Here is a 21,575-nt window from a genome sequence, read left to right as displayed (position 1 = left end):
TCATGTCAGAAGTGCGCCATCCTGCGCCGGTAGACAACATCGACGAGTTCGTCAAACTGGTTGATGTTGTCAAGATTTTTGGTGATACTGTTGCCGTGAAGTCGGTGAACCTGTCCGTGCGTCGTAATGAAATATTTGCCCTGCTGGGCAGTTCCGGTTGTGGCAAGTCTACCTTGTTAAGGATGCTTGCCGGGTTTGAACAGCCCACCTCTGGGCAAATCCTGCTCGATGGGGTGGATATTGCCGGTATCGCACCCTATAAACGTCCCGTCAACATGATGTTTCAGTCGTATGCGCTGTTTCCCCATATGACGGTTGAAGATAATGTGGCGTTTGGCCTGAAGCAGGAAGGTATTGCGCGCAATGAAATTCATGATCGGGTTTTTGCCGCGCTTGATCTGGTGCAAATGGCGGCTTATTCAAGACGCAAGCCCGGTCAGCTTTCCGGTGGACAGCAGCAAAGGGTTGCTTTGGCGCGCAGTCTGGTCAAGCGGCCCAAATTGCTGTTGCTCGACGAACCCATGTCGGCACTGGACAAGCAAATCCGCCAGAAAACCCAGATCGAATTGGTGAAAATCCTTGATCAGGTGGGCGTAACCTGCATTATGGTGACCCATGATCAGGAAGAAGCCATGACGATGGCCAATCGTCTGGCCGTCATGACCGACGGGCAAATCGTGCAGTGTGGTACCCCCCATGATGTGTATACCTTCCCCAATTCGCAGTTTGTGGCCAGCTTTATTGGTTCCACCAATATCTTTACAGGCCGGATCGTGGTGGATGAGCCCGATCACGTCCTCATTGAAAGCGATGAATTGATGCGACCCATGTACGTGAATCACGGTGTTAGCGAACCCTTGGGTATGGAAATCTTTGTTTCCATTCGACCCGAGCAGATTCGGGTGTTGCGTGACCAGCCCGAGGATGAAACCAATGTGGGGCATGGCATGGTTACTCACCTGGCCTGGATGGGCAGTTATGCCCTTTATCAGATTCGTCTGGATTCCGGAAAGATTATTGAAGCCAGTGTACCCAGTATCAAACTTACCCAGGAGGATGCGCCAGGGATAGATGACGAGGTCTACATTACCTGGGGACCCGACAGCGGTACGGTATTGCCATCATGAAGATCGCATTACTGAAAAGATTCCTGCCGTCACAAAACGTGCTGGCTATCTTGCCGCCTTATCTGTGGCTGGTGATCTGCCTGTTGGTGCCTTTTTTCATTGTCCTGAAGATCAGTTTTGCCGAGTCCACATTTGGCATTCCACCGTATTCTTCATTAATTGACATCAAGGATGGGGTGGTCAGGCTGGCTTTCCATTTGGAAGGTTATATTCTGCTGCTCACCGACAGTATTTTTGTGGGGGCTTATCTTAACTCCCTGAAAATGGCTGCCGTTACCACGATATGTTGCATTTTGATTGGTTATCCAATGGCCTATCACATTGCACGTTCATCTCCTAAAGTGCGCAATTTGCTGATGCTGGCGGTGATTTTGCCATTCTGGACATCATTGCTGCTGCGGGTATATGCCTGGGTCGGTATTTTGCGCAATGAGGGGTTGCTGAACAATTTCCTGCTGTGGACGGGCGTAATCGATACCCCGCTGGAAATCTATCGAACCGATATGGCCGTTTATATTGGTCTGGTCTATTCTTATCTGCCATTTTTTATCCTGCCTTTGTATACCAACCTGATCAAACTCGACCAGCGCTTGCTGGATGCGGCCTATGATTTGGGTGCCAGGCCATGGCAGGCTTTTCTGAAAGTCACATTGCCCCTGTCCAAGCCCGGTGTCATTGCCGGTGCGATGCTGGTGTTCATTCCTTCGGTAGGAGAGTACGTGATTCCTGAACTGTTGGGAGGAACCAATACCTATATGATCGGACGTGTCATGTGGGATCAGTATTTTACCGATGCAAACTGGCCGGTTGCCGCAGCCGTTGCCATTGCCATGATTTTGCTGTTGCTGGTGCCCCTGGCGATATTCCAGTACAACCAGTCCAAACAAACCGAGTCCCAATGAGGAAGTCATGACAAAGCAAAGTGTTTTCTTCAAATGGTTTTTTCTGGGGATCGGTTTTCTGTTTTTATACATTCCGATTCTTAGTCTGATTGTTTTTTCTTTCAATGACTCTGCGTTGGCCTCGTCCTGGTCGGGCTTTTCCCTGCGCTGGTATAAAAGTCTGTTCGAAGATCAGGCCTTGCTAAATGCTGCCTGGCTGTCCCTTAAAATTGCCATCCTGACGGCTACGGCCGCTGTATTCATTGGTACCTGGGCCGGGTATGTGCTGGTACGCAAGGGGCATTTCAAGGGCATAGGGCTTTATATCGGCATGTTGAATGCACCTTTGGTCATTCCCGATGTGATTTTGGGTATTTCCCTTTTGCTCATGATTGTTGAAGTCAGGAATATCACCGGGTTTCCGGCCGGTAACGGTATTTTTACCATTTGGCTGGGACATGTTACCCTGTGTGTGGCCTATGTGTCGGTGGTTATTGCTTCCCGGGTGCGTGAACTTGACCGTTCCCTTGAAGAGGCGGCGCTGGATTTGGGGGCTACACCTCTGAAGGTGTTTTTTTCCATTACCCTGCCACTGATTGCCCCGGCCCTGGTGGCTGCCTGGCTGCTGGCGTTTACGCTGTCACTCGATGATGTGGTGATTGCCTCGTTCCTGAATGGACCTGGCTTTACAACTTTGCCCATCGAAGTGTTTTCTCGTGTCCGGCTGGGTATCAAGCCAGAGGTGAATGCCTTGGCCACTTTATTTATTGTTTTGGTAGGCGTGTTTGTTATTGTTGCCAACCGCCTTCAAGCAGGAACCAACAAAAATGAAAACAATATCGATATACGGTCTTAAAAACTGTAGCACCTGCACGAAAGCCATTAAGTGGCTGCAGGCCCATGAATACGAGGTTGAGTTTATTGATTATCGTGCCAATCCCATTGATGCCGACACGTTGCGGCAATGGGCGCCCTTGGTGGGTGGCTGGGAAAAACTCATCAATCGTGCTTCCATGACCTGGCGCAATTTGCCGGCCGACAGAAAAACGCCTGAATCGGATGAACAATGGCTGGCCATCGCTGCCGGGTTTCCTTCTGTCATCAAGCGACCGATAGCGGTGACGCAAGATGGCCAGGTGTTTCTGGGTTTTTCTGAAAAAAATTATGCGCTGCAGTTTAAGTAAAGGGTGAAGAATATGTTAAGTCAAAATGAGTTGAAACAGCAGGTGGCCAAGGCAGCGGTTGAGTATATCCAGCCATTTCTGGGGTCTGGCGTCGTTGTTGGGGTAGGTACCGGTTCAACCGCCGATTTGTTTATTGATCACCTGGCAGGCTTCAAGGATCAGTTCATGGCAGCGGCAGCCAGTTCCGAACGAAGCGCACAGCGCCTGGCTGGCTTGGGTATTCCCGTGCTGGATCTCAATGAGGTGCAGGGCATGCCGGTTTATGTGGATGGTGCCGATGAAATCAATGCGCGTCTGCAAATGATCAAGGGGGGCGGTGGCGCCCTGACCCGGGAAAAAATTGTGGCTTCAGTGGCCGAGCGCTTTATTTGTATTGCTGATGAGTCTAAAGTGGTGGAAAGGCTTGGGAAATTTGCCATTCCTCTTGAAGTTATTCCCATGGCGGTGAATGCGGTTGCCAGAAAAATGCGGACATTAGGTGGTGATCCTGTCTTGCGTGAGGGTTTTATTACCGATAATGGCAACCCGATTCTGGATGTGGCCGGTTTCAGTCTTGATGATGCTGCTCAGATGGAGGCGATTATGAATAACGTTCCAGGTGTTGTAACATGTGGCTTATTTGCCATTGCTCCTGCCAGCGTTGCCTTGATTGCCACCCAGCAGGGGCTCAGGACAATGAAGGTTTAATGTCATATTCATGTCATTAAACTTTCTTAAAATGATTCATTTATTTTTAAACAGGTGCAGGTATGGTTGAACATACAAATAAACGTTTTGAGGCAGACCTCGAAGACATTCGTTCACGCTTTTTACGAATGGGCGGATTGGTAGAGTCCATGATTGCCGATGGCATTGATGTTTTGACAACCGGCAATACTGTCGTTATGGAACGCATTTTCGAGCGTGAGAAGGAAGTCAACCAGCTTGAGGTTGATATTGACTCTTCCATTACCCAGGTGATGGCACTGAACCAGCCAACCGCAGTCGACTTGCGTTTGCTGATGTCAGTTTCAAAAATGCTGACAGATATGGAGCGCTCCGGTGATGAGGCTGAAAAAATGGCTAAAATGGCGCGACGTCTTCACGAAAACAATCCGCGCTATGAACCTGTGATTGAATTGCGCCACATGGCGGCAAGTGTTATCTCCATGTTAAACCGTTCGCTTGATGCCTTTGCCCGCAGAGATCCCATTCTGGCCGCTGAAGTGGTGCGCAGTGACAAGCTGGTCGATAAAGAGTGGAAGGGCGTGTTGCGTGAATTGATCAGCTACATGATTGAGGATCCACGTACGATTTCAGGCAGTATTGATCTGCTGTTTATCGCCCGTGCGCTTGAACGTATTGGCGATCATGCGAAAAACATGGCGGAGCGGGTGATTTATATGGTTCAGGGCGAAGATGTGCGCCACACTGGTGTCAAGAATGTTGAATTACAGGCACGTGGTGGTAAAGAAGCGGTAGAGGCTCTCAAGGAAGCCAAACTGGCAGAGACAACCGAAGCGCCTGACACCAGCGGAAAATAAAGCCTGTCTTACCGTACGTAATAAAAAAACAGCCTCATCCGAGGCTGTTTTTGGTTATGCTGAAGGTTTATTGCCGGTGGGGTTAGTTTGATGGAGGAACGTAACCCTGGGCTTCGATATTGGCATCTTCAAACAGATAGCTTTCCATTTGCTGTTGCAGATATTTGCGGGCACGTGCATCCGCCAGGTTAAGGCGGTTCTCATTCACGATACGGGTTTGGATTTCCGTCCAGGCTATCCAGGCTTCCTTGGAAATGGATTGCCAGATTTTAACGCCCAGATCGCCAGGGTATGGAGGGTAGTCCAGGCCTTCAGCTTCTTTTTTAAGTTTTACACATTGAACAAGACGTGCCATATTGCTACCTCATTAAAGTTTCTTGATAAAAATTAGACTGTTCCTGGATCGATTGTAATTCATTTGCTTTTCAGCGGGCAAATCACTGAGGGTTCCCTGAACAAAGCCTCGTTTGACAAACCAGTGTGAAGTGCGGGTGGTGAGCACGAACAGACGCTTGACACCGAGCGCACGCGCCTTGTTTTCCGCGTGTCTTAGCAGTATTTCACCCTCACCGCTGCCTTGCCAGTCAGGGTTGACAATCAGGCAGGCCATTTCAGCCATTTTTGATTCAGGATAAGGAATTAACGAAACACAGCCATAAATGATGCCATCGTGCTCCAGGACCGTGAATTTCTCCACATCACGCTCAATCACGTTACGACCTCGAGGAACCAGCGTGCCATCGGCTTCCAGGGGCTCAATCAGGCTGACAATTGCGCCAATATCGTCTATCGTGGCTGGACGCAGGTCATCCAGTGTGTCTTCCACCACCATGGTGCCCACACCATCGTGGGTGAAGTATTCAAGCAGGATGCTGCCATCCAGTTCGTAGGGAATCAGGTGGGCCCGTTTGACACCACGCTTGACGGCATTGGAGGCATGTTGCAGGAAAGTGGCGGTGTCTTCATCAAGGTGGCCTTGCCGGATCAGATTATCGGCATCTTCCCGGGCAATTTCCGTAATGACATTATCATTCAGATCTTTGAGCATGCTGTTCCTGGTCATGAAAATCAGCTTGTCTGCACTCAGCGCAATGGCTGTGCTGGTGGCCAGCTCTTCCATGGCCAGGTTGAAAGCCTCTCCGGTTGGGGAAAATCCAATCGGGGACATGAGCAGCACAGCACCATGAGAGATGATTTTTTTCATCGCATCAAGGTCAAACTTGCGAACCTTGCCCGAATGCTTGTAATCGACCCCGTCAATGACACCTACCGGCTGGGCGGTTACAAAGTTGCCTGAAATGATATGGATGTGTGCGTTGGACATGGGGGTATTGGGCAAGCCCTGGCTGAAAGCGGCTTCAATATCCAGGCGGATTTCACCGGCCGCTTCCTTGGCGCACTCCAGGGCCTCCGGACTGGTCGGTTCAATGCCCCGTCCAAATTGATAGCTAAAACCTTTAAGGCGCAATTGTTCATTGACCTGGGGACGTGATCCATGCACTAATATCAGGTGAACGCCCAGGGCTGTCAGTAAGGACAGATCCTGAATCAATGCATTCAGGGCACCAGCCTGTACCAGATCGCCACCAAAACCCACAACAAATGTTTTTCCGCGCAGGGTATGTACGTATGGAGCCACCTCCCGAAACCATCGGACAAACTGTGCCGGGGCATATTCAGGTGCATCTAGGGCGGAATAGGTTTCGGGTTCGTGGGTGCTCATGGTGTTCAGTTACAATCCTGTATGGCTAAAAATGAAAAAATGGCCAGACTTTGAGATTAAAAAGTCAAGGCAAAATTATAATGTCGGATAGACTAAAAGATAGATTATTTATGCATAAAAATGTTGTTTCAAATCACAGTGGCACAAAACAAATGTCAAATGAAGCCGTGCCCGAGCGATTGCCTCCTTCCATCTCTTACCCTGAAGACTTGCCTGTCAGTGCGAAAAGGGCGGAAATCGCCAGGGCGCTTCAGGCCCATCAGGTAATTATTGTATGCGGTGAAACCGGTTCGGGCAAAACAACCCAGTTGCCAAAAATCTGTCTTGAGCTGGGGCGGGGCCTTAAAGGTATGATTGGCCATACCCAGCCACGCCGGCTGGCCGCCACGTCTGTGGCCAAACGTATTGCCCAGGAATTGAATACGCCTATGGGTGAATGGGTGGGGTACCAGATTCGCTTTAGCGATAAAACAGGTCCCGGTGCCGCCATCAAGCTGATGACTGATGGTATTTTGCTGGCTGAGTCACAGCGTGATCCCCTGCTCAGGCGCTACGATACGATTATTATCGATGAAGCGCACGAGCGCAGTCTGAATATTGATTTTTTACTGGGGTTTTTAAAGCAGTTGTTGCCCCGGCGCAAAGACCTGAAGCTTATCATTACCTCTGCCACGATTGATGCAGACCGATTTGCCACGCACTTTGCCGGCAAAAACGGGCAGAAGGCGCCCGTTATTGAAGTCTCGGGGCGCTTGTATCCGGTTGAGGTGCGTTACCGTCCCATTCGTTTTTTTGATGACGAGGAATCCGCCGGAACGCAGTCTGAGTCCAGTCGTCTGGACCGGGATGAAGAAAAAGACCTGATTGATGGCATTGTGGATGCAGTGGATGAATGTGCGCAACATGGTCCGGGTGATATATTGGTTTTCCTGCCCGGAGAAAGGGAGATCCGCGAGGCGGCCGAGTCCCTGCGCAAGCATCATCCAGCCGGTACCATGGTGTTGCCTTTGTTTGCCCGCATGTCTCAGGCCGACCAGGAACGTATTTTTCACCCAAGCACCAATCAGCGCAGGGTGATTCTGGCTACCAACGTGGCTGAAACCTCCTTAACGGTACCGGGTATCCGTTTTGTGATTGACAGTGGTCTGGCCCGGGTCAAGCGTTACTCCTGGCGCAACAAGGTTGAACAGTTGCAGATTGAACCGGTTAGCCAGGCATCGGCCAACCAGCGGGCAGGTCGTTGTGGCCGTATCGGGCCAGGCGTTTGTATCCGGCTTTACGATGAAGATGATTTCAAGCTGCGAGCACCTTTTACCGATCCTGAAATCCTGCGTTCATCCCTGGCTTCGGTTATTTTGCGCATGAAGGCCTTGCGACTGGACGGGATCGAGCAATTTCCCTTTGTGGATAAACCAACGGGCAAAGCGATCGCCGATGGCTATCATCTTTTGCAGGAACTGGGGGCGATTGATGACGCCAATAAACTGACACCGGTTGGTCGTAGTCTGGCCAAATTGCCAGTGGATCCACGCCTTGCCCGCATGATTCTGGCCGCCAAAGAACACCAGTGTCTGGCAGAAATGCTGGTGATTGCGTCAGCATTGTCTATTCAGGATCCCCGGGAGCGTCCTTTCAATGCGAAGGAGGCCAGTGATCAGGCGCATGCCAAATTCAAGGATGACAAATCCGAATTCATGTCGTACCTGAAGCTCTGGAACTGGTATAACGATGCAGTGGCCAATAAGGCCTCCCAAAGAAAGCTGGTGGAAAAGCTCAGGACTTCTTTTCTGTCGCCCTTGCGTTTGCGTGAATGGCATGATGTGCATACCCAGTTGCACAGCCTGGTTCGGGAGCAGGGGTGGCGGCTTAACCAGAGCGATGCCACTTACGAACAAATTCACAAGGCCTTGTTAACCGGCTTGCTGGGCAATCTGGGTTTTAAAGGTGATGAGGCACCGCATTATCAGGGAGCCCGTGAAATCCGCTTTTTTATTCACCCGGGTTCGACGCTGATTAAAAAAGCGGGTAAGTGGATTATGGCCGCAGAACTGGTTGAAACTTCGCGGCTGTTTGCGAGATGCATTGCCAATATTGATCCTCGCTGGATAGAGTCTATTGGCGCCCATTTGCTGAAAAAACAATGGTCCGACCCGGTCTGGAATGCCAAGTTGGGGCAAGTGCAGGCCAATGAAAGGGCCAGTTTGTACGGTTTGCAAATTTATCATGGGCGCAAGGTGAATTATGGCCGGATAGCGCCAGTCGAGTCACGGGAAATTTTCATTCGGGATGCCCTTGTGGCGGGTGATATTGACTCAAAATTACCGTTTATTGTGCGCAACAACCGCTTGATACGTGAAATCGAAAAGCTGGAGCATAAGTCGCGCAGGCCCGATATTCTGGTGGATGATGAGCTGATTTTCGCTTTTTACAACAAACTCATTCCCGAACATATCTGTCAGACCGCCACACTTGAAAGCTGGTATAAAGATTTGCCTGAAGCCAGCCAGCAAGAGCTGATCCTGAACCGGGATGACTTGATGCGCCATGAGGCCATAGGCGTGACCACCGAGGTGTTTCCCAAAAAGCTGGTATGGGATGGCATTGATCTGGCCCTTGATTATCATTTTGAACCGGGTTCACCTCGTGATGGGGTGACCATGACGATTCCCGTTTATGCCCTTAACCAGATTGACGGTACACGTTGTCAGTGGCTGGTGCCAGGCATGCTCAAGGAAAAGGTGCTTTTGTTGCTGAAGTCACTGCCCCAAAAGCTGCGTCGTCACTGCGTACCACTGCCCGATTATGCGGCGGGTTTCCATCAACGCTGGTTTGAGCGGCTGGCTAACCCCAGTATGCCTTTGACAACGGCTATTGCGCAAGATATTTGGGACCAGTGTAAGGTTCGGGTCAAAGAGGAAGACTTCAAGCTTGAATCCTTGCCGGTGCATTTATTCATGAACTTTAAAGTCATCGATGAACACGGACGTATGTTGTCAGCCGGGCGCAATCTGAACCAGCTCAAGGCCGAGCATGGCATGCAGGCGCAGGAAACTTTCCAGCGCCTGGCCAGCAAAGATCGTGATGTTGCCCAGGTGCTGGCCAGTGAGCACATTACCGAATGGAATTTTGGGCAATTGCCTGAACTGTTGGAAATCAAAAAGAAAAACCAGTCATTCATCGGTTATCCGGCATTGGTGGATAATGGTGAGTCCTGTGATTTGGATGTGTTTGATGATCCTGAAACGGCGCGTCAGAAGCATCGGGCCGGTTTGCTGCGACTTTTTCGGATTGCCCTGAAAGATCAGCTTAAATTCTTAAGCAAAAACATTACCGATTTGACGCGCATGAGTATGATTTACATGCCCTTGGGCTCACAGGAAGAGTTGCGTGACCAGATTGTTGATTGTGCCCTGATCCAGGCCTGTCTGGCCAGTCCCTTGCCTGAGGATGCCAATGCTTTTGAACAAAGGAAACAGGATGCCAAAGGGCGTCTGGGCCTGTTGATCCAGGAAATTGCCCGTCTGGCAGGCACAATCCTGAGTGAGTGGGCCGGGGTGCAGAAAAAACTTCCGTCCATCAAATCGCACAAACAGGCTTATGAAGATATTGTTGCCAATCTGGGTGTTTTGATGAGCAAGGACTTCCTGAAAAAGAATCCGTATACGCAATTGGTGCATTATCCGCGCTATCTCAAGGCCTGTTCGGCACGAATAGACAAGTTGCGCAGTGATCCTGCACGGGATGCACGGATAATGGCCGAGATGGCGCCATTGCTGGTGAATTACCAGCGTATGCGAAGTACACTCAAGGGCGCTCCTGATGAGCGTCTTGATGACTTTCAGTGGTTGCTGCAAGAGTTGCGCGTTGCCCTTTTTGCCCAGGAACTCAGAACCCCTATGCCCGTATCGGTCAAGCGCCTGCAAAAGGCGTGGGAAACCATTATTCGTTGATACAATTCTGCCCATGACTTCAGAAAACACCCCTCCATTATTTGTCCATTTGCGTGCCCACTCCGAGTTTTCGGTGGTGGATGGCATTGCCCGTCTTGATGACCTGATTGGCCAGGCTGTCAAATTCGGTCAGCCAGCCCTGGCGGTTACCGATTTATGCAATATTTTCGGTTTCGTCAAACTTTATAAAGGCGCTCGTGGCAAGGGTATCAAACCGATTGCAGGCTGTGATGTCTGGTTGAGCAATGAACAGGATCGTGAAAAACCATTTCGCTGCCTGCTGCTGGTTAAAAACCATCAGGGCTACAATAATTTGTGCGAATTGCTTTCCAAGGCCTGGATCAGCAACCAGTACAAGGGCAGGGCGGAAATCAGGAAAGAATGGCTTCGTGAAATGGGAGAGGGCCTAATCCTGCTTTCCGGCGGTCGTCAGGGGGATATTGGTCAGGCGCTTGAGGTGGGTAATCAGGAACTGGCCATCGCTTTGGCCAAACAATGGTCTGAATTGTTTCCTGACGCTTTTTATATTGAGTTGCAACGGGCCGGCTTCGACGCGGATGAGGTTTATGTACAGGAGGCGGTCAAGCTGGCTGCCGCATGTCATTTGCCGGTCGTGGCCACCCATCCCATTCAGTTTCTGAAGAAAGAAGACTATCGGGTTCATGAGGCGCGTGTTTGTATTGCAGAAGGTGAGTTGCTGGGAAATCCAAAGCGGGTTCGGCGTTTTACCGAAGAGCAGTACATGCCCAGCTCCGAAGAGATGGCACGCAAGTTTCAGGATATTCCCACGGCACTTGAAAACGCGGTTGAGATTGCCAAGCGATGCAACCTGACTCTGGTGCTGGGTAAACCGCAATTGCCCATTTTTCCCACGCCTGATGGTATTACCCTGGATGATTATCTGGTTCAGTTGGCGGAAGAAGGCCTGGCCAAGCGGATGGCGGTGTTATATCCTGATGAGGCAGAAAGGGAAAAGCAGTACCCCACTTATCTCGAACGCCTTCAGTGGGAATGTAAAACAATTATCCAGATGGGTTTCCCGGGCTATTTCCTGATTGTTCAGGACTTTATCAATTGGGGTAAAAACAATGGCGTTCCCGTAGGGCCGGGTCGTGGTTCGGGCGCCGGCTCTCTGGTGGCCTACTCCTTAGGCATTACCGATCTTGATCCCATACGTTATGACTTGCTGTTCGAACGGTTCCTGAACCCCGAACGGGTTTCCATGCCCGATTTTGATATTGACTTTTGCCAGGATAACCGTGAAAAAGTCATCGAATACGTAAAAGATAAATACGGACGCGATGCGGTTAGCCAGATTGCCACCTTTGGTACCCTGGGTGCCAAGGCGGTGGTGCGTGATGTGGGGCGGGTACTTGAGTTGCCCTATTCCCTGTGTGATGGCTTGTCCAAACTTATTCCCTTCAATCCGGCCAACCCCTGGTCCCTTGAAAAAACCCTGGCTGAGGAGCCCGAGTTCAAACGTCGGTATGAAACTGATGAGGAAGTAAAGGCGCTGGTTGATCTGGCCAAACCCCTTGAGGGTCTGACACGCAATATTGGCATGCACGCGGGCGGTGTGTTGATCGCTCCGGGTAAATTAACCGATTTTTGTCCGCTTTACTGCCAGCCTGGTCATGATACCAGTGTGGTTTCACAGTATGACAAGGGTGATGTTGAGGATGTTGGTCTGGTCAAGTTTGACTTTTTGGGCCTTCGCAACCTGACTATCCTGGATTGGGCCGTGCGTTATGTGCGCCGTTTTAATGAAAGCAAGCGTGATTTTGACGTGATGGCATTACCGCTGGATGATCCCGAGGCTTACCGGATTCTTTGCGAGGGTAACACTACGGCAGTGTTTCAGCTTGAATCCCGCGGCATGAAAGAGCTCCTGAAGAAACTGCTGCCCAACACATTTGAAGACATTATTGCGATGCTGGCCCTGTATCGTCCGGGGCCGCTTGAGTCTGGCATGGTGGATGACTTTGTCAATCGCAAACATGGACGGGCAACAGTGGATTACTTTCATCCCGACCTTGAGTCCACCTTAAGCAGCACTTATGGCGTGATCGTGTATCAGGAACAGGTCATGCTGATTTCCCAGATTATTGGTGGTTACAGTCTGGGCGGTGCCGACTTGCTGCGCCGGGCGATGGGCAAGAAAAAGCCCGAAGAAATGGCCAAGCACCGGGAACTGTTTGAAAAAGGCGCCGTTGAAAAGGGCTATGACGGTGAACTGGCGGTAACGCTATTTGACCTGATGGAAAAGTTTGCCGGCTATGGATTCAACAAAAGTCACTCGGCAGCCTATGCCCTGATTGCTTATCAGACCGCCTGGCTGAAGGCTTATCATCCGGCCGAATTCATTTCGGCCACGATTTCATCGGATATGGATGATACCGATAAGGTACAGATTTTCTGGCGTGATGCGGTTGATAACGGCCTGACCGTTTTGCCGCCCGATGTCAACCAGTCTGTTTTCCGTTTTGAGCCGGTTATTGATGAGTACGTGGCAAGAGGAGAGCCTCCCAGAACCATTCGTTATGGTCTGGGTGCGGTCAAAGGGACGGGCCAGGGGGCAGTTGAAGAAATCTTGCGTGCCCGTGATGAGGGCGGTCCCTTTGTGGATTTATATGATTTTTGCAAGCGGGTAGACCGGCACACCGTCAACCGGCGCACGATGGAGGCCCTGATTCGTGCCGGTGCATTCGATGCGATTGACGAGAACCGTTCGGCGTTGCTGGCGGCCCTGTCCCATGCGATTGATGCGGCAGACCAGGCAGAAAAAAGCGCTAACCAGGTATCCCTTTTCGGGGATGATTCCAGTTCGATTGTCCAGCTTGAAATGGGCAAGGTCAAACCATGGTCCTTGCATACCCGCCTGCTTGAAGAGAAAAATGCCTTGGGTTTTTTCTTTAGTCACCATCTGTTTGAGGTCTGGCGTGATGAGGTGCGTCGCTTTATTCCTGGTACTTTGGCCAAACTGCAGGAAGCACGTGATTCGCAATGGATAGCGGGTGTCCTGATTGGTATCCGCAGTTTTACCCTCAAGCAAGAAACCAAATCCGGTGATAACCGGCTTTACTTCCTGCTGATCGATGATGGTACTGCCCAGGTTGAAGTGCTGTGTCCGTCTTCTGTTTATGAGATTCACCGGCATCGTCTCAAGACGGATCAGTTGTTGATTGCACAAGTCAAGATCAAGACCAATAAATTCACTGGCGTATTGCGTATATCGGTGGAGTCTCTTTATGACCTGCAGCTGGCGCGGGAAGAAAAGGCCAGGAGCCTGCAAATCAACCTGAATAAAGAGGTTAGTGTGAAGTCACTTAAAGCTTTGCTTAATCCTTACCGGGCCGAGCCTGAAAATGGTGTGCCAGGTGTGCGGGTCCAGTTGAATTTGCAATCGCCCAAGGGCTTCCGTTGTGAGCTTGTCCTGGGTGAAGAGTGGCGGGTACGCATGGCTGATGCCTTATTTGAAAAAATTGAAGCCACCAAACAGTATGCTGAATACGAGGTTATTTACGAATGAGCAAGCAACAATCGCTGACGGATCAACCGTTAAGAATTCTTCACTCCGAGGCGGCGGTCTCTTTTGGTGGGCAGGAACATCGCATTCTCAAGGAAATGCTGGCCATGCGCGAACGGGGGCACCATATTGAATTGGCCTGCCGTCCCGAGGCTCAGTTGGTGGAGCGTATGCGGGCCCTGGGATTTACCGTGCATACCGTACCCATGGGGGGACTGGGCAATTTTGTCAGGGGTGTGCTTAAGTTCAGAAAAATCCTGAAGCAGGGCAGGTTTGATGTGCTCAATACCCATAGCCGGAAAGATACCCTGATAGCGGCCTTGGGTGCCAGGCTGGCTGGAACACCGCTGATTGTACGCACCCGGCATCTGGCTGCTCCCATCGGTTCGCTGTTGTCATACAGTTGGTTGCCACACCGTATTTCCACCGTCAGTAATCATGTCAGGCAGATGGTTTTGGAAAAAGGGGTGCCCGAGTATAAGGTAAGAACCATTTATTCGCCTGTTGCCACGCCCGAGACTGTTGAGCAGTCTACCTTGCGTCAGGAGTTGCATTTGTCTGATAGTGCAATCGTCGTGATCTGTGTTGCCGTCATGCGCCAGAAAAAAGGCCATATTTTTCTGATCAATACTATGCTGCCCCTGTTTGAAAAATATCCCGACTTGCATCTGGTGCTGGTGGGGGCAGGATCGCCCACCTATGAACAGGTCGTGGCTTTTATCAAGGAAAAAAAAGTTGAAAACCGGGTTCATTTGATGGGGTATCGAAAAGATGTGCCCAACTTGTTAGCCGGCAGTGATATTTTTGCCCTGGCTACTGAACAAGAGGCCTCAGGTACGGTTTATGTTGAGGCACAAATGAGTGGCTTGCCGGTTATCGGGACCGATGTGGGAGGGGTTTCCGAAATGTTCAGGGATGGTGAAACCGGTATCCTGGTTCCCGGCAAAGATCGTAAGGCCCTGGAAAATGCCCTGGAGCGCCTGATTGCCGATCCGACGTTAAGGCAGAAAATGAGCATGGCTGCCCATCAATGGCTTTATGATGAAGGTGGATTTTCTACTGAAAAGCTGGCCCTTGATACGGAAATCGCTTATCGTATTTGGTTGGCCGAACGAAGTGGCAAGGCAGGCAGTTATACCCAGCCACGCAGCCAGTAAACAATTAATCCCAGATATTCCTTGATAATTGAGCGGCTACTCTCGAGTGCCCTGGCATTGGGAAGCAAAAGAAGGAAACCGGGATCATCGGGAATAGTAATTTGCGGGGGATTGGGGGCTGGGGTTACCTCCAGGTTATATCTGTCAAAGACGGCCATGGATCTGGGGGTATGAAGGGCGGACGTGACTAAAATGATGGATTTTATTTCGTTGTGAATTAATTCATTGGCAGTGAATTCGGCATTTTCATGAGTTGTTTTGCTATTGTTTTCAAGCAAAATGGCTGATTTTGGCACACCTTTGCTTACCAGTTTTGCTGCCATGCCTTTGGCTTCACTTACCTCGCCGGCAAGCGCACCGCCCGAGACGATGATTTTGGGGGCTTTTTGGGCGTGGTACAGCTCGCTGGCCGTATCAATCCGGGAATGGGTTGACGGATTGTCACTCAGTTCCTGGAACCAGTTTTCCCGGTTATTGGCGGTGTTCCCACCCAGGACAACAATTGCCTGCGCAGGGGGAATCGAGTCAATACTTCGATGCGGGTAACGGTTTTCCAGTATTCCCCCTAAAATCAGTGAGGTAATGGGCAAAGACCAGAGCAAGAGCCATGACAGTCCGCCAAAGCACAGGAAGACACCCGTTTTCCTTCGTTTCAGTAAAATCAGCACTGCACCGGAAATAACCAGGAAAACGCATAAATTCAGCGGAATAATAAGTGAAATGAGATAGCTTTTCATGCTTTGTTCAGGAGGGGGTAAGGATGGACGTGCTCAGCTTGATGACAGCGTCAAGTCCAGGCCAGTGACCCATGCTGCCACATATATGCGCGGTTGTAGACCAGGGTCCGGTGCGTTTCGGGTCGGTAACGCCAATCAGGGTGATTTGAGGTGTTCTGGTTAATGAGGCAAGATGAGAAACACCCGAGTCGTTGCAGACAACCAGGGCGGCTTTGCCGATCAGGGCAACAAACACCCCCAGGCCAACGGCAGGCAGGCACAGGGCATCAGGGGCATTCCTGAAAGCGGCTTCCCGTTCATTGGGGGGCGGACACATGACAACCGTATATCCTTGCTCCCGCATATGGCGGGTATATTCCGCAAACTGTGGCCAAACCTTGTCTTTGCCTTTGTGTTTGCCTGTTGCCGTAGGGGCAATCAGAATGAATGTCTTGGCCTTCAGGCGATGTTCTTTTAGCAGGATCTCGGCTTTTTGCGTATCTTTCCTGTCCAGGGGCAAAATAAGTGTTTTTTCAGGCGTGGGGGCAGAGTTGAGATGCCATTTTTGCAAGGCGCAATGAGTCAGGTGGTACCATGACTCAACCGCATGCAGATTTTTGGACGGTTTGTCAAAAGGCCACTTCAATAGCAACGAGCGGCCATCGTCTTTGTAACCGGCCGAAGGCAGTCCGGCCAGTCTGAATGTCAGGGCACTGGTGAGCGAGTCGGGTAATAGAAGTCCTACCGATTTGCCATTTGCCGGATTGTTTTTTTTGTGTGCCTTGATAATTTCCCTATCTTTATTCCATTGTCCACTCAGACTCAGGAATTGGGTGCCTACAATACCCTTCAGCAGGCTTTCAGCCCAGGGTTTTGCGCAGATAATCACTTCACAGCCTGTGTTCAGGGTTGCATACAGACTGGGCAGGCTCATGCAGACATCACCGATCCAGTTCGGCAGTCGCAGATAAATTCTAGATATATTTTTCATTAGACGGATTTTATCCTGATTGTCATAAAACATAAACTTTTCTGCATGTTTATGTTGAAACCGTTAAAATCCCAAGCTTGACAGGTTAACAAGAGAGTATTCCTTGAGTTTATTCGAACAAAATCACCGGGAAGGGTCCCATGCGGTCAACCCGGAACTATGGAGAAAAATCTACAAGCGGGTAGGCGTGTACTGGAAAGCACTCGCCGTTGCCATGGTGTTCGTGGCTTTGGGGGCTGCGACACAGCCAGCCATGGCCTACATTATGAAGCCTTTGCTGGATGAGGGTTTTAATGGGGCAAAATCGTATTTTATATGGATGATGCCGCTTGCCATTGTCAGTCTTTTTCTGGCGCGTGGAATTTGCAACTTCCTCAGCAGTTACCTGTTGGCATGGATTGCCAATAATGTATTGCTTGGGATGCGATCTGATATGTATGAACGCCTGCTGACTTTGCCTGATACCGAATTCCAGAAGGGCGATACCGGACGATTGATGAACCGTTTTACGATTGATGCCGGTGACGTTACTGATTATGCGACAGAGGTTTTCACCATTATTGTGCGGGAAACTTTTGTGGTGCTTGCCCTGCTGGGGATGCTGCTGTACTTGTCCTGGCAGCTCAGTCTGATCATTTTTCTGATTCTGCCTTTGTCCATTATGGTGGCACGCTATTTCACCAAGCGTTTGCGTCGTATTAATCGGCAAACCATTAATATGAATGCCCAGCTGACGCATGTGGTAAGAGAGGGTATTGAAGGCCAGCGCGTAGTCAAGCTGTTTGATGGCTATGAATACGAGCAGTCCCGTTTTGCAGTGGTGAATGCGGGTTTAAGGAAGTTCGCCATGAGAAAAGCGTCCGCGGATGCTGCCATGACGCCCCTGACGCAGCTATGTATTTCGTTTGCCGTTGCCGCCGTCATCGCAACCGCTTTGTATCAGGGTAATGCGGGCACCTTGACGGTGGGGGCTTTTGTGGCGTTTGTGACCGCCTTGGCACAAATTCTTGACCCCATCAAACGATTGACCAATGTGGCCTCCAAAGCGCAAAAAATGCTTATTGCTGCGGAAAGTGTCTTTTCATTGATTGATGGTGTCCAGGAGAAAGATCTGGGTAAGCATGAACTGAAAATCAATAATGGTGCAGTGGTTGAGTTCAAGGATGTATGTTTTCGTTTTCCGGATGCGCCGCGCAATACCTTGTCCAATATTTCACTAACGGTTAAATCCGGAGAAACGATTGCTTTTGTAGGCCGCTCAGGCAGCGGGAAAACCACGCTGGCCAACATGATTCCCCGTTTTGTCGAACCTGACTCGGGGTGTATCACGATAAATGGTCACGATATTAATGATGTGACCCTGAAAAGTCTGCGGGCCAATTTATCACTGGTCAGTCAGAATGTGGTGCTTTTTGATGGCTCCATTGCACAGAACGTGGCTTACGGTTCCTATCGCAATGCCACCGAGTCACAAATTACAGAGGCTCTCAAGGCAGCCAATCTGCTGGAATTTGTAGAATCGTTGCCCAATGGTTTGCAAACCCATGTCGGTGAAAATGGGGCATGGCTTTCCGGTGGGCAGCGTCAGCGCCTGGCGATTGCCAGGGCTTTAATCAAAAATGCGCCCATTCTTATTCTGGATGAAGCCACCTCCGCCCTGGATAACGAATCCGAGCGTCAGGTGCAGGCTTCACTTGATCTGCTCATGGCGGGGCGCACAACTTTTGTCATTGCCCACCGTTTATCAACGGTACAAAATGCCAATTGTATTGTTGTACTTGATCATGGACGGATTATCGAGTCGGGTACACATGACGAACTCTTGAAAAAAGGCGGTTTGTACGCCACCTTATATCAAATGCAGTTTCGTGAAGATTAATTGAAAATTATTGTTTTATACTCTTAGGCGTTACACGCAATACATTTATATTTTTTTACGGTAGATCAATGACAGAAAAAGCACAGCATGAAATTTCTTCATGGGGTTATGAACACCCCTCGGTAAAGGGCCCTAACGCCTTAATGTTTTTTACCTGGGATTTGTCCAAAACCATTGAAAATGCTTTCAAGAATGCAACAGAAGATACGCTGGACTATTATCTGGCAGAGGCGCAAAAATCCATAGACGAACTTTTGCAAAAATATATTGATATTGAGGCGGATCCTGAAACTTTTGACGGTCAGAGTATTATTTTGCGTCTGGAACCCAATGAAGACTCAAAAACCCCCTTGATTGCGTTGCAAACTTCTCCGCATCTTGAAGATAGAATCATCAAGATGCAAGCTCGGGTCAGGCCCGGGCACGGTTAATGGGTTCACATCAGGACAATGTCATACATTTCCTGCGTATAGGTGTTGTCAACCTCAAGGGTGATGGGCTTGCCAATAAAATCACCCAGCGTGGCCAGGTAATGGCTTTCCTCTTCAAGAAACAGGTCAATAATGCTTTGCGAGGCAATTAAACGAAACTCTTTGGGGTTGAATTGCTTGGCCTCTCGCAGGATCTCCCGCAAAATGTTATAGCAAACGGTTCTTGGCGTTTGTACCGAACCCTTGGCCTGGCAGGTTGGGCAGGGTTCGCATAGCTGGTGCGCCAAAGAGTCACGAGTGCGTTTTCGGGTCATTTCAACCAGTCCCAGTTGGGAAAAACCGTTAAGGGTTGTTTTGGTGCGGTCTTTATCCAACGCTTTTTGCAGCTCTGCCAAAATGGCATCCTGGTGTTCTTTATTGTCCATATCGATGAAGTCAATAATAATGATGCCGCCCAGATTACGCAGGCGCAATTGACGGGCAATGGCTACCGCTGCTTCAAGATTGGTTTTGAAAATGGTGTCGTTAAAGTTTCGCCCACCAATAAATCCACCGGTGTTCACATCAATGCTGGTCAGGGCTTCAGTCTGGTCTATGATCAGGTAGCCGCCAGACTTCAGGTTAACGCGCCGTGAAAGGGCGCTGTTGATTTCCTCGTCAACATACGCGGTTTCAAATAACGGTCGCTCACCGGCATAATGTTTTATTTTTCCTATGATTGACGGTGTATAAATGGAAGCCCACTCAAGCAGAGTCTGAGTCGTACTGCGTGAATCAATTTCAATGGACCTGGTTTCGGGCGTCACCATGTCACGCAGCACCCGCTGGGCCAGCGTCAAGTCTTCATAAAGAAGGGCGGGGGCCGATTGCTTTTGCACCGCCTCTTTAATCATGGACCAACGCAGGTTCAGGTATTCCTGGTCTTTCTTTATTTCTTCATCGGTGGCGCCTTCGGCCTGGGTGCGTACAATAAAACCGCCTTTTTCATTGGGGTCCATCAGGGCGATGACCCGCTCTTTCAGGCGGTTTCGCTCTTCCTCTGATTCAATTTTTTGTGAAATGCCAATGTGTTGTTCATGGGGCAGGTATACCAGCATGCGTCCGGCAATGCTGATCTGGTTTGACAGGCGTGCGCCTTTGGTGCCTAAAGGATCTTTAATAACCTGCACCAATAAAGACTGACCTTCAAACAGTAATTTTTCGATTTGCGTGTAGGCAATGCCTGTATTTCGTAAAGAGCGGTTTTCGCGCAGGTCGGCAATATGAATAAATGCGGCTTTATCCAGCCCGATATCAATAAAGGCACTTTGCATTCCTGGTAATACGCGTACAACTTTGCCTAAATAAATATTACCAACTTTACCTCTTTGGCTGGTGCGTTCTATATGTATTTCCTGGGCAGCTCCCAGTTCGATTAATGCGACGCGTGTTTCAAAAGGCGTGACGTTGATTAATATTTGTTCGCTCATGTTTGTTTTCTCTTGGTCTGGCGTATTATTTGGGGGTCGTATATTCTATATGAGCTTATCATGAGAACATGCCCAAGTTGAAGTATGTTAAAAACTAACATTCAGAATACGGTGTAACCCATAAAGAAAGGATTTTGCGGTGAGTGACTCACAAGATTCAAGTTATATTTCCAATCATATTCGCAAACGTATCGAACAGGCCGGTGCCCGCTATCATGCCAATGACAATATTTCGGCCTATATCAATCCCGGTGAGCTCGATCTGTTGCAGCAGGAAGTCCAGGAAAAATTAAAAGAAGTGCTTAAAAGTCTGGTGATTGATACCGAAAGAGACCACAACACCAATGATACGGCGAAGCGTGTTGCCAAAATGTTTATCAAGGAAGTGTTTGCGGGTCGCTATCAGGCTATGCCTGAGACAACCGAATTTCCCAATGTGGAAAAATTAAGTGAGTTGATTATTGTTGGGCCTATTCAGGTACGTAGCGCCTGTTCCCATCATTTGTGTCCCATTATGGGGAAAGTGTGGGTGGGTATCATGCCCAATGAGCAATCCAATTTAATCGGCTTGTCCAAATATGCCCGCCTTATTTCCTGGGTCATGGAGCGCCCACAGATCCAGGAAGAAGCCATTACACAAATTGCCGATTTACTGGTCAAGAAAATGAATCCCGATGGGCTGGCCGTTGTTATGGAAGCGGATCATTTCTGCATGCAATGGCGTGGCGTAAAAGATATGGGATCAAAAATGGTCAACAGCGTCATGCGGGGATCATTCTTAAAAGACTCGGATCTGAGAAAGGAATTTTTATCATTGATGAACGGTAACCGTAGAAATTAACGACATCATCAGTGCTTAATAAGCTTGACCAAGCACACAAAGAAAAAGCAAATGAAGAAAAGGGCAACTGTTGTTTTAACCGTTGGCCCTTTTTTTATTACAAAGAATTGAAGGGCAAGCGTGTGTGTTGATGACGGTGTGAGTGTTCGTTTATTTGTTTGTGTTGTAAATTGGCAC

General features: G+C 49.6%; 17 protein-coding genes. 12 read left to right on the top strand and 5 right to left on the bottom strand.

The features are described from left to right. The first annotated feature begins 2 nt into the window (after positions 1-2). The 6 genes from HCX92_RS11065 to phoU all read left to right on the top strand — a co-directional run bounded on the left by HCX92_RS11065 (position 3) and on the right by phoU (position 4,715). Positions 3-1,127, top strand: a complete 1,125-nt coding sequence (locus HCX92_RS11065) for an ABC transporter ATP-binding protein (protein ID WP_169295032.1) — start codon at positions 3-5, stop codon at positions 1,125-1,127. Then, positions 1,124-2,029 (top strand): ABC transporter permease subunit, encoded by a 906-nt coding sequence (locus HCX92_RS11060; protein WP_169295031.1) that lies wholly within the window; start codon positions 1,124-1,126, stop codon positions 2,027-2,029. The genes HCX92_RS11065 and HCX92_RS11060 overlap by 4 nt, the downstream gene beginning before the upstream one ends. A 7-nt stretch (positions 2,030-2,036) precedes the next feature. Continuing rightward, the gene (locus tag HCX92_RS11055; protein ID WP_169295030.1) at positions 2,037-2,864 is read left to right on the top strand and encodes an ABC transporter permease subunit; all 828 of its coding nucleotides are present in this window, start codon (positions 2,037-2,039) and stop codon (positions 2,862-2,864) included. Continuing rightward, entirely contained in the window at positions 2,836-3,192 is a 357-nt protein-coding gene (locus HCX92_RS11050) for an arsenate reductase family protein (RefSeq protein WP_169295029.1), read from the top strand. Before HCX92_RS11055 ends, HCX92_RS11050 begins: the two co-directional genes overlap by 29 nt. A gap of 12 nt (positions 3,193-3,204) precedes the next feature. Further along, positions 3,205-3,879 carry a ribose-5-phosphate isomerase RpiA gene (rpiA, locus tag HCX92_RS11045; RefSeq protein ID WP_169295028.1) on the top strand — a complete coding sequence of 225 codons (675 nt, stop codon included), beginning with the start codon at positions 3,205-3,207 and terminating at the stop codon, positions 3,877-3,879. Between the two features lie 62 nt (positions 3,880-3,941). Further along, positions 3,942-4,715, top strand: a complete 774-nt coding sequence (phoU, locus tag HCX92_RS11040; protein WP_169295027.1) for a phosphate signaling complex protein PhoU — start codon at positions 3,942-3,944, stop codon at positions 4,713-4,715. 82 nt (positions 4,716-4,797) lie between these two features. On the opposite strand, the gene HCX92_RS11035 is transcribed toward phoU, so the two are convergent. Continuing rightward, a complete protein-coding gene (locus HCX92_RS11035; protein WP_169295026.1) occupies positions 4,798-5,070 on the bottom strand; it encodes an oxidative damage protection protein in 273 nt (90 codons plus the stop codon). 12 nt (positions 5,071-5,082) lie between these two features. After that, the gene (gene argA, locus HCX92_RS11030) at positions 5,083-6,438 is read right to left on the bottom strand and encodes an amino-acid N-acetyltransferase (RefSeq protein WP_169295025.1); all 1,356 of its coding nucleotides are present in this window, start codon (positions 6,436-6,438) and stop codon (positions 5,083-5,085) included. 152 nt (positions 6,439-6,590) lie between these two features. Between argA and hrpA the strand changes: the two genes are divergently transcribed. The 3 genes from hrpA to HCX92_RS11015 are packed head-to-tail and all read left to right on the top strand — an operon-like array spanning position 6,591 to position 15,071. After that, entirely contained in the window at positions 6,591-10,388 is a 3,798-nt protein-coding gene (gene hrpA / locus HCX92_RS11025) for an ATP-dependent RNA helicase HrpA (protein ID WP_169295024.1), read from the top strand. A 13-nt stretch (positions 10,389-10,401) separates the two neighbouring features. Continuing rightward, entirely contained in the window at positions 10,402-13,917 is a 3,516-nt protein-coding gene (gene dnaE, locus HCX92_RS11020) for a DNA polymerase III subunit alpha (protein WP_169295023.1), read from the top strand. Continuing rightward, positions 13,914-15,071: a glycosyltransferase family 4 protein gene (locus HCX92_RS11015; protein WP_169295022.1), complete on the top strand. Its 1,158-nt coding sequence runs from the start codon at positions 13,914-13,916 to the stop codon at positions 15,069-15,071. Before dnaE ends, HCX92_RS11015 begins: the two co-directional genes overlap by 4 nt. Here the strand turns inward: HCX92_RS11015 and HCX92_RS11010 are convergent. Together HCX92_RS11010 and HCX92_RS11005 are read right to left on the bottom strand one after the other, a co-directional pair. Next, complete coding sequence (locus HCX92_RS11010; RefSeq protein WP_169295021.1) at positions 15,047-15,808, bottom strand: YdcF family protein; 762 nt, start codon at positions 15,806-15,808, stop codon at positions 15,047-15,049. The two genes, HCX92_RS11015 and HCX92_RS11010, sit on opposite strands and share 25 nt — an antisense overlap. Positions 15,809-15,815: 7 nt before the next feature. Further along, positions 15,816-16,778 carry a glycosyltransferase family 9 protein gene (locus HCX92_RS11005; protein WP_169295020.1) on the bottom strand — a complete coding sequence of 321 codons (963 nt, stop codon included), beginning with the start codon at positions 16,776-16,778 and terminating at the stop codon, positions 15,816-15,818. Between the two features lie 103 nt (positions 16,779-16,881). Here HCX92_RS11005 and msbA point away from each other — a divergent pair, with 103 nt between their 5' ends. Together msbA and HCX92_RS10995 are read left to right on the top strand one after the other, a co-directional pair. Then, the gene (msbA, locus tag HCX92_RS11000; RefSeq protein ID WP_169295019.1) at positions 16,882-18,657 is read left to right on the top strand and encodes a lipid A export permease/ATP-binding protein MsbA; all 1,776 of its coding nucleotides are present in this window, start codon (positions 16,882-16,884) and stop codon (positions 18,655-18,657) included. 68 nt (positions 18,658-18,725) lie between these two features. Next, on the top strand, positions 18,726-19,088 hold the full coding sequence (locus HCX92_RS10995; RefSeq protein ID WP_169295018.1) for a hypothetical protein: 363 nt from the start codon (positions 18,726-18,728) through the stop codon (positions 19,086-19,088). A 5-nt stretch (positions 19,089-19,093) separates the two neighbouring features. Here the strand turns inward: HCX92_RS10995 and rng are convergent, their stop codons facing one another. Further along, positions 19,094-20,557, bottom strand: a complete 1,464-nt coding sequence (gene rng / locus HCX92_RS10990) for a ribonuclease G (protein WP_169295017.1) — start codon at positions 20,555-20,557, stop codon at positions 19,094-19,096. 139 nt (positions 20,558-20,696) lie between these two features. Here rng and folE point away from each other — a divergent pair, with 139 nt between their 5' ends. Continuing rightward, positions 20,697-21,398 carry a GTP cyclohydrolase I gene (gene folE / locus HCX92_RS10985; RefSeq protein ID WP_169295016.1) on the top strand — a complete coding sequence of 234 codons (702 nt, stop codon included), beginning with the start codon at positions 20,697-20,699 and terminating at the stop codon, positions 21,396-21,398. Positions 21,399-21,575: the final 177 nt, after the last annotated feature.

It is taken from the genome of Advenella sp. EE-W14 (genome assembly GCF_012923605.1).
GTDB classification, from domain to species: domain Bacteria; phylum Pseudomonadota; class Gammaproteobacteria; order Burkholderiales; family Burkholderiaceae_B; genus Advenella; species Advenella alkanexedens.
The sequence above is the reverse complement of the archived record's forward strand: the minus strand, read 5'-3'. Positions and strand labels throughout refer to the sequence as shown.

Coding starts and splice junctions, on each gene's coding strand:
- HCX92_RS11065 (WP_169295032.1), top strand. CDS start 3: ATGTCAGAAGTGCGCCATCCTGCGCCGGTAGACAACATCGACGAGTTC.
- HCX92_RS11060 (WP_169295031.1), top strand. CDS start 1,124: ATGAAGATCGCATTACTGAAAAGATTCCTGCCGTCACAAAACGTGCTG.
- HCX92_RS11055 (WP_169295030.1), top strand. CDS start 2,037: ATGACAAAGCAAAGTGTTTTCTTCAAATGGTTTTTTCTGGGGATCGGT.
- HCX92_RS11050 (WP_169295029.1), top strand. CDS start 2,836: ATGAAAACAATATCGATATACGGTCTTAAAAACTGTAGCACCTGCACG.
- rpiA (WP_169295028.1), top strand. CDS start 3,205: ATGTTAAGTCAAAATGAGTTGAAACAGCAGGTGGCCAAGGCAGCGGTT.
- phoU (WP_169295027.1), top strand. CDS start 3,942: ATGGTTGAACATACAAATAAACGTTTTGAGGCAGACCTCGAAGACATT.
- HCX92_RS11035 (WP_169295026.1), bottom strand. CDS start 5,070: ATGGCACGTCTTGTTCAATGTGTAAAACTTAAAAAAGAAGCTGAAGGC.
- argA (WP_169295025.1), bottom strand. CDS start 6,438: ATGAGCACCCACGAACCCGAAACCTATTCCGCCCTAGATGCACCTGAA.
- hrpA (WP_169295024.1), top strand. CDS start 6,591: ATGTCAAATGAAGCCGTGCCCGAGCGATTGCCTCCTTCCATCTCTTAC.
- dnaE (WP_169295023.1), top strand. CDS start 10,402: ATGACTTCAGAAAACACCCCTCCATTATTTGTCCATTTGCGTGCCCAC.
- HCX92_RS11015 (WP_169295022.1), top strand. CDS start 13,914: ATGAGCAAGCAACAATCGCTGACGGATCAACCGTTAAGAATTCTTCAC.
- HCX92_RS11010 (WP_169295021.1), bottom strand. CDS start 15,808: ATGAAAAGCTATCTCATTTCACTTATTATTCCGCTGAATTTATGCGTT.
- HCX92_RS11005 (WP_169295020.1), bottom strand. CDS start 16,778: ATGAAAAATATATCTAGAATTTATCTGCGACTGCCGAACTGGATCGGT.
- HCX92_RS10995 (WP_169295018.1), top strand. CDS start 18,726: ATGACAGAAAAAGCACAGCATGAAATTTCTTCATGGGGTTATGAACAC.
- rng (WP_169295017.1), bottom strand. CDS start 20,557: ATGAGCGAACAAATATTAATCAACGTCACGCCTTTTGAAACACGCGTC.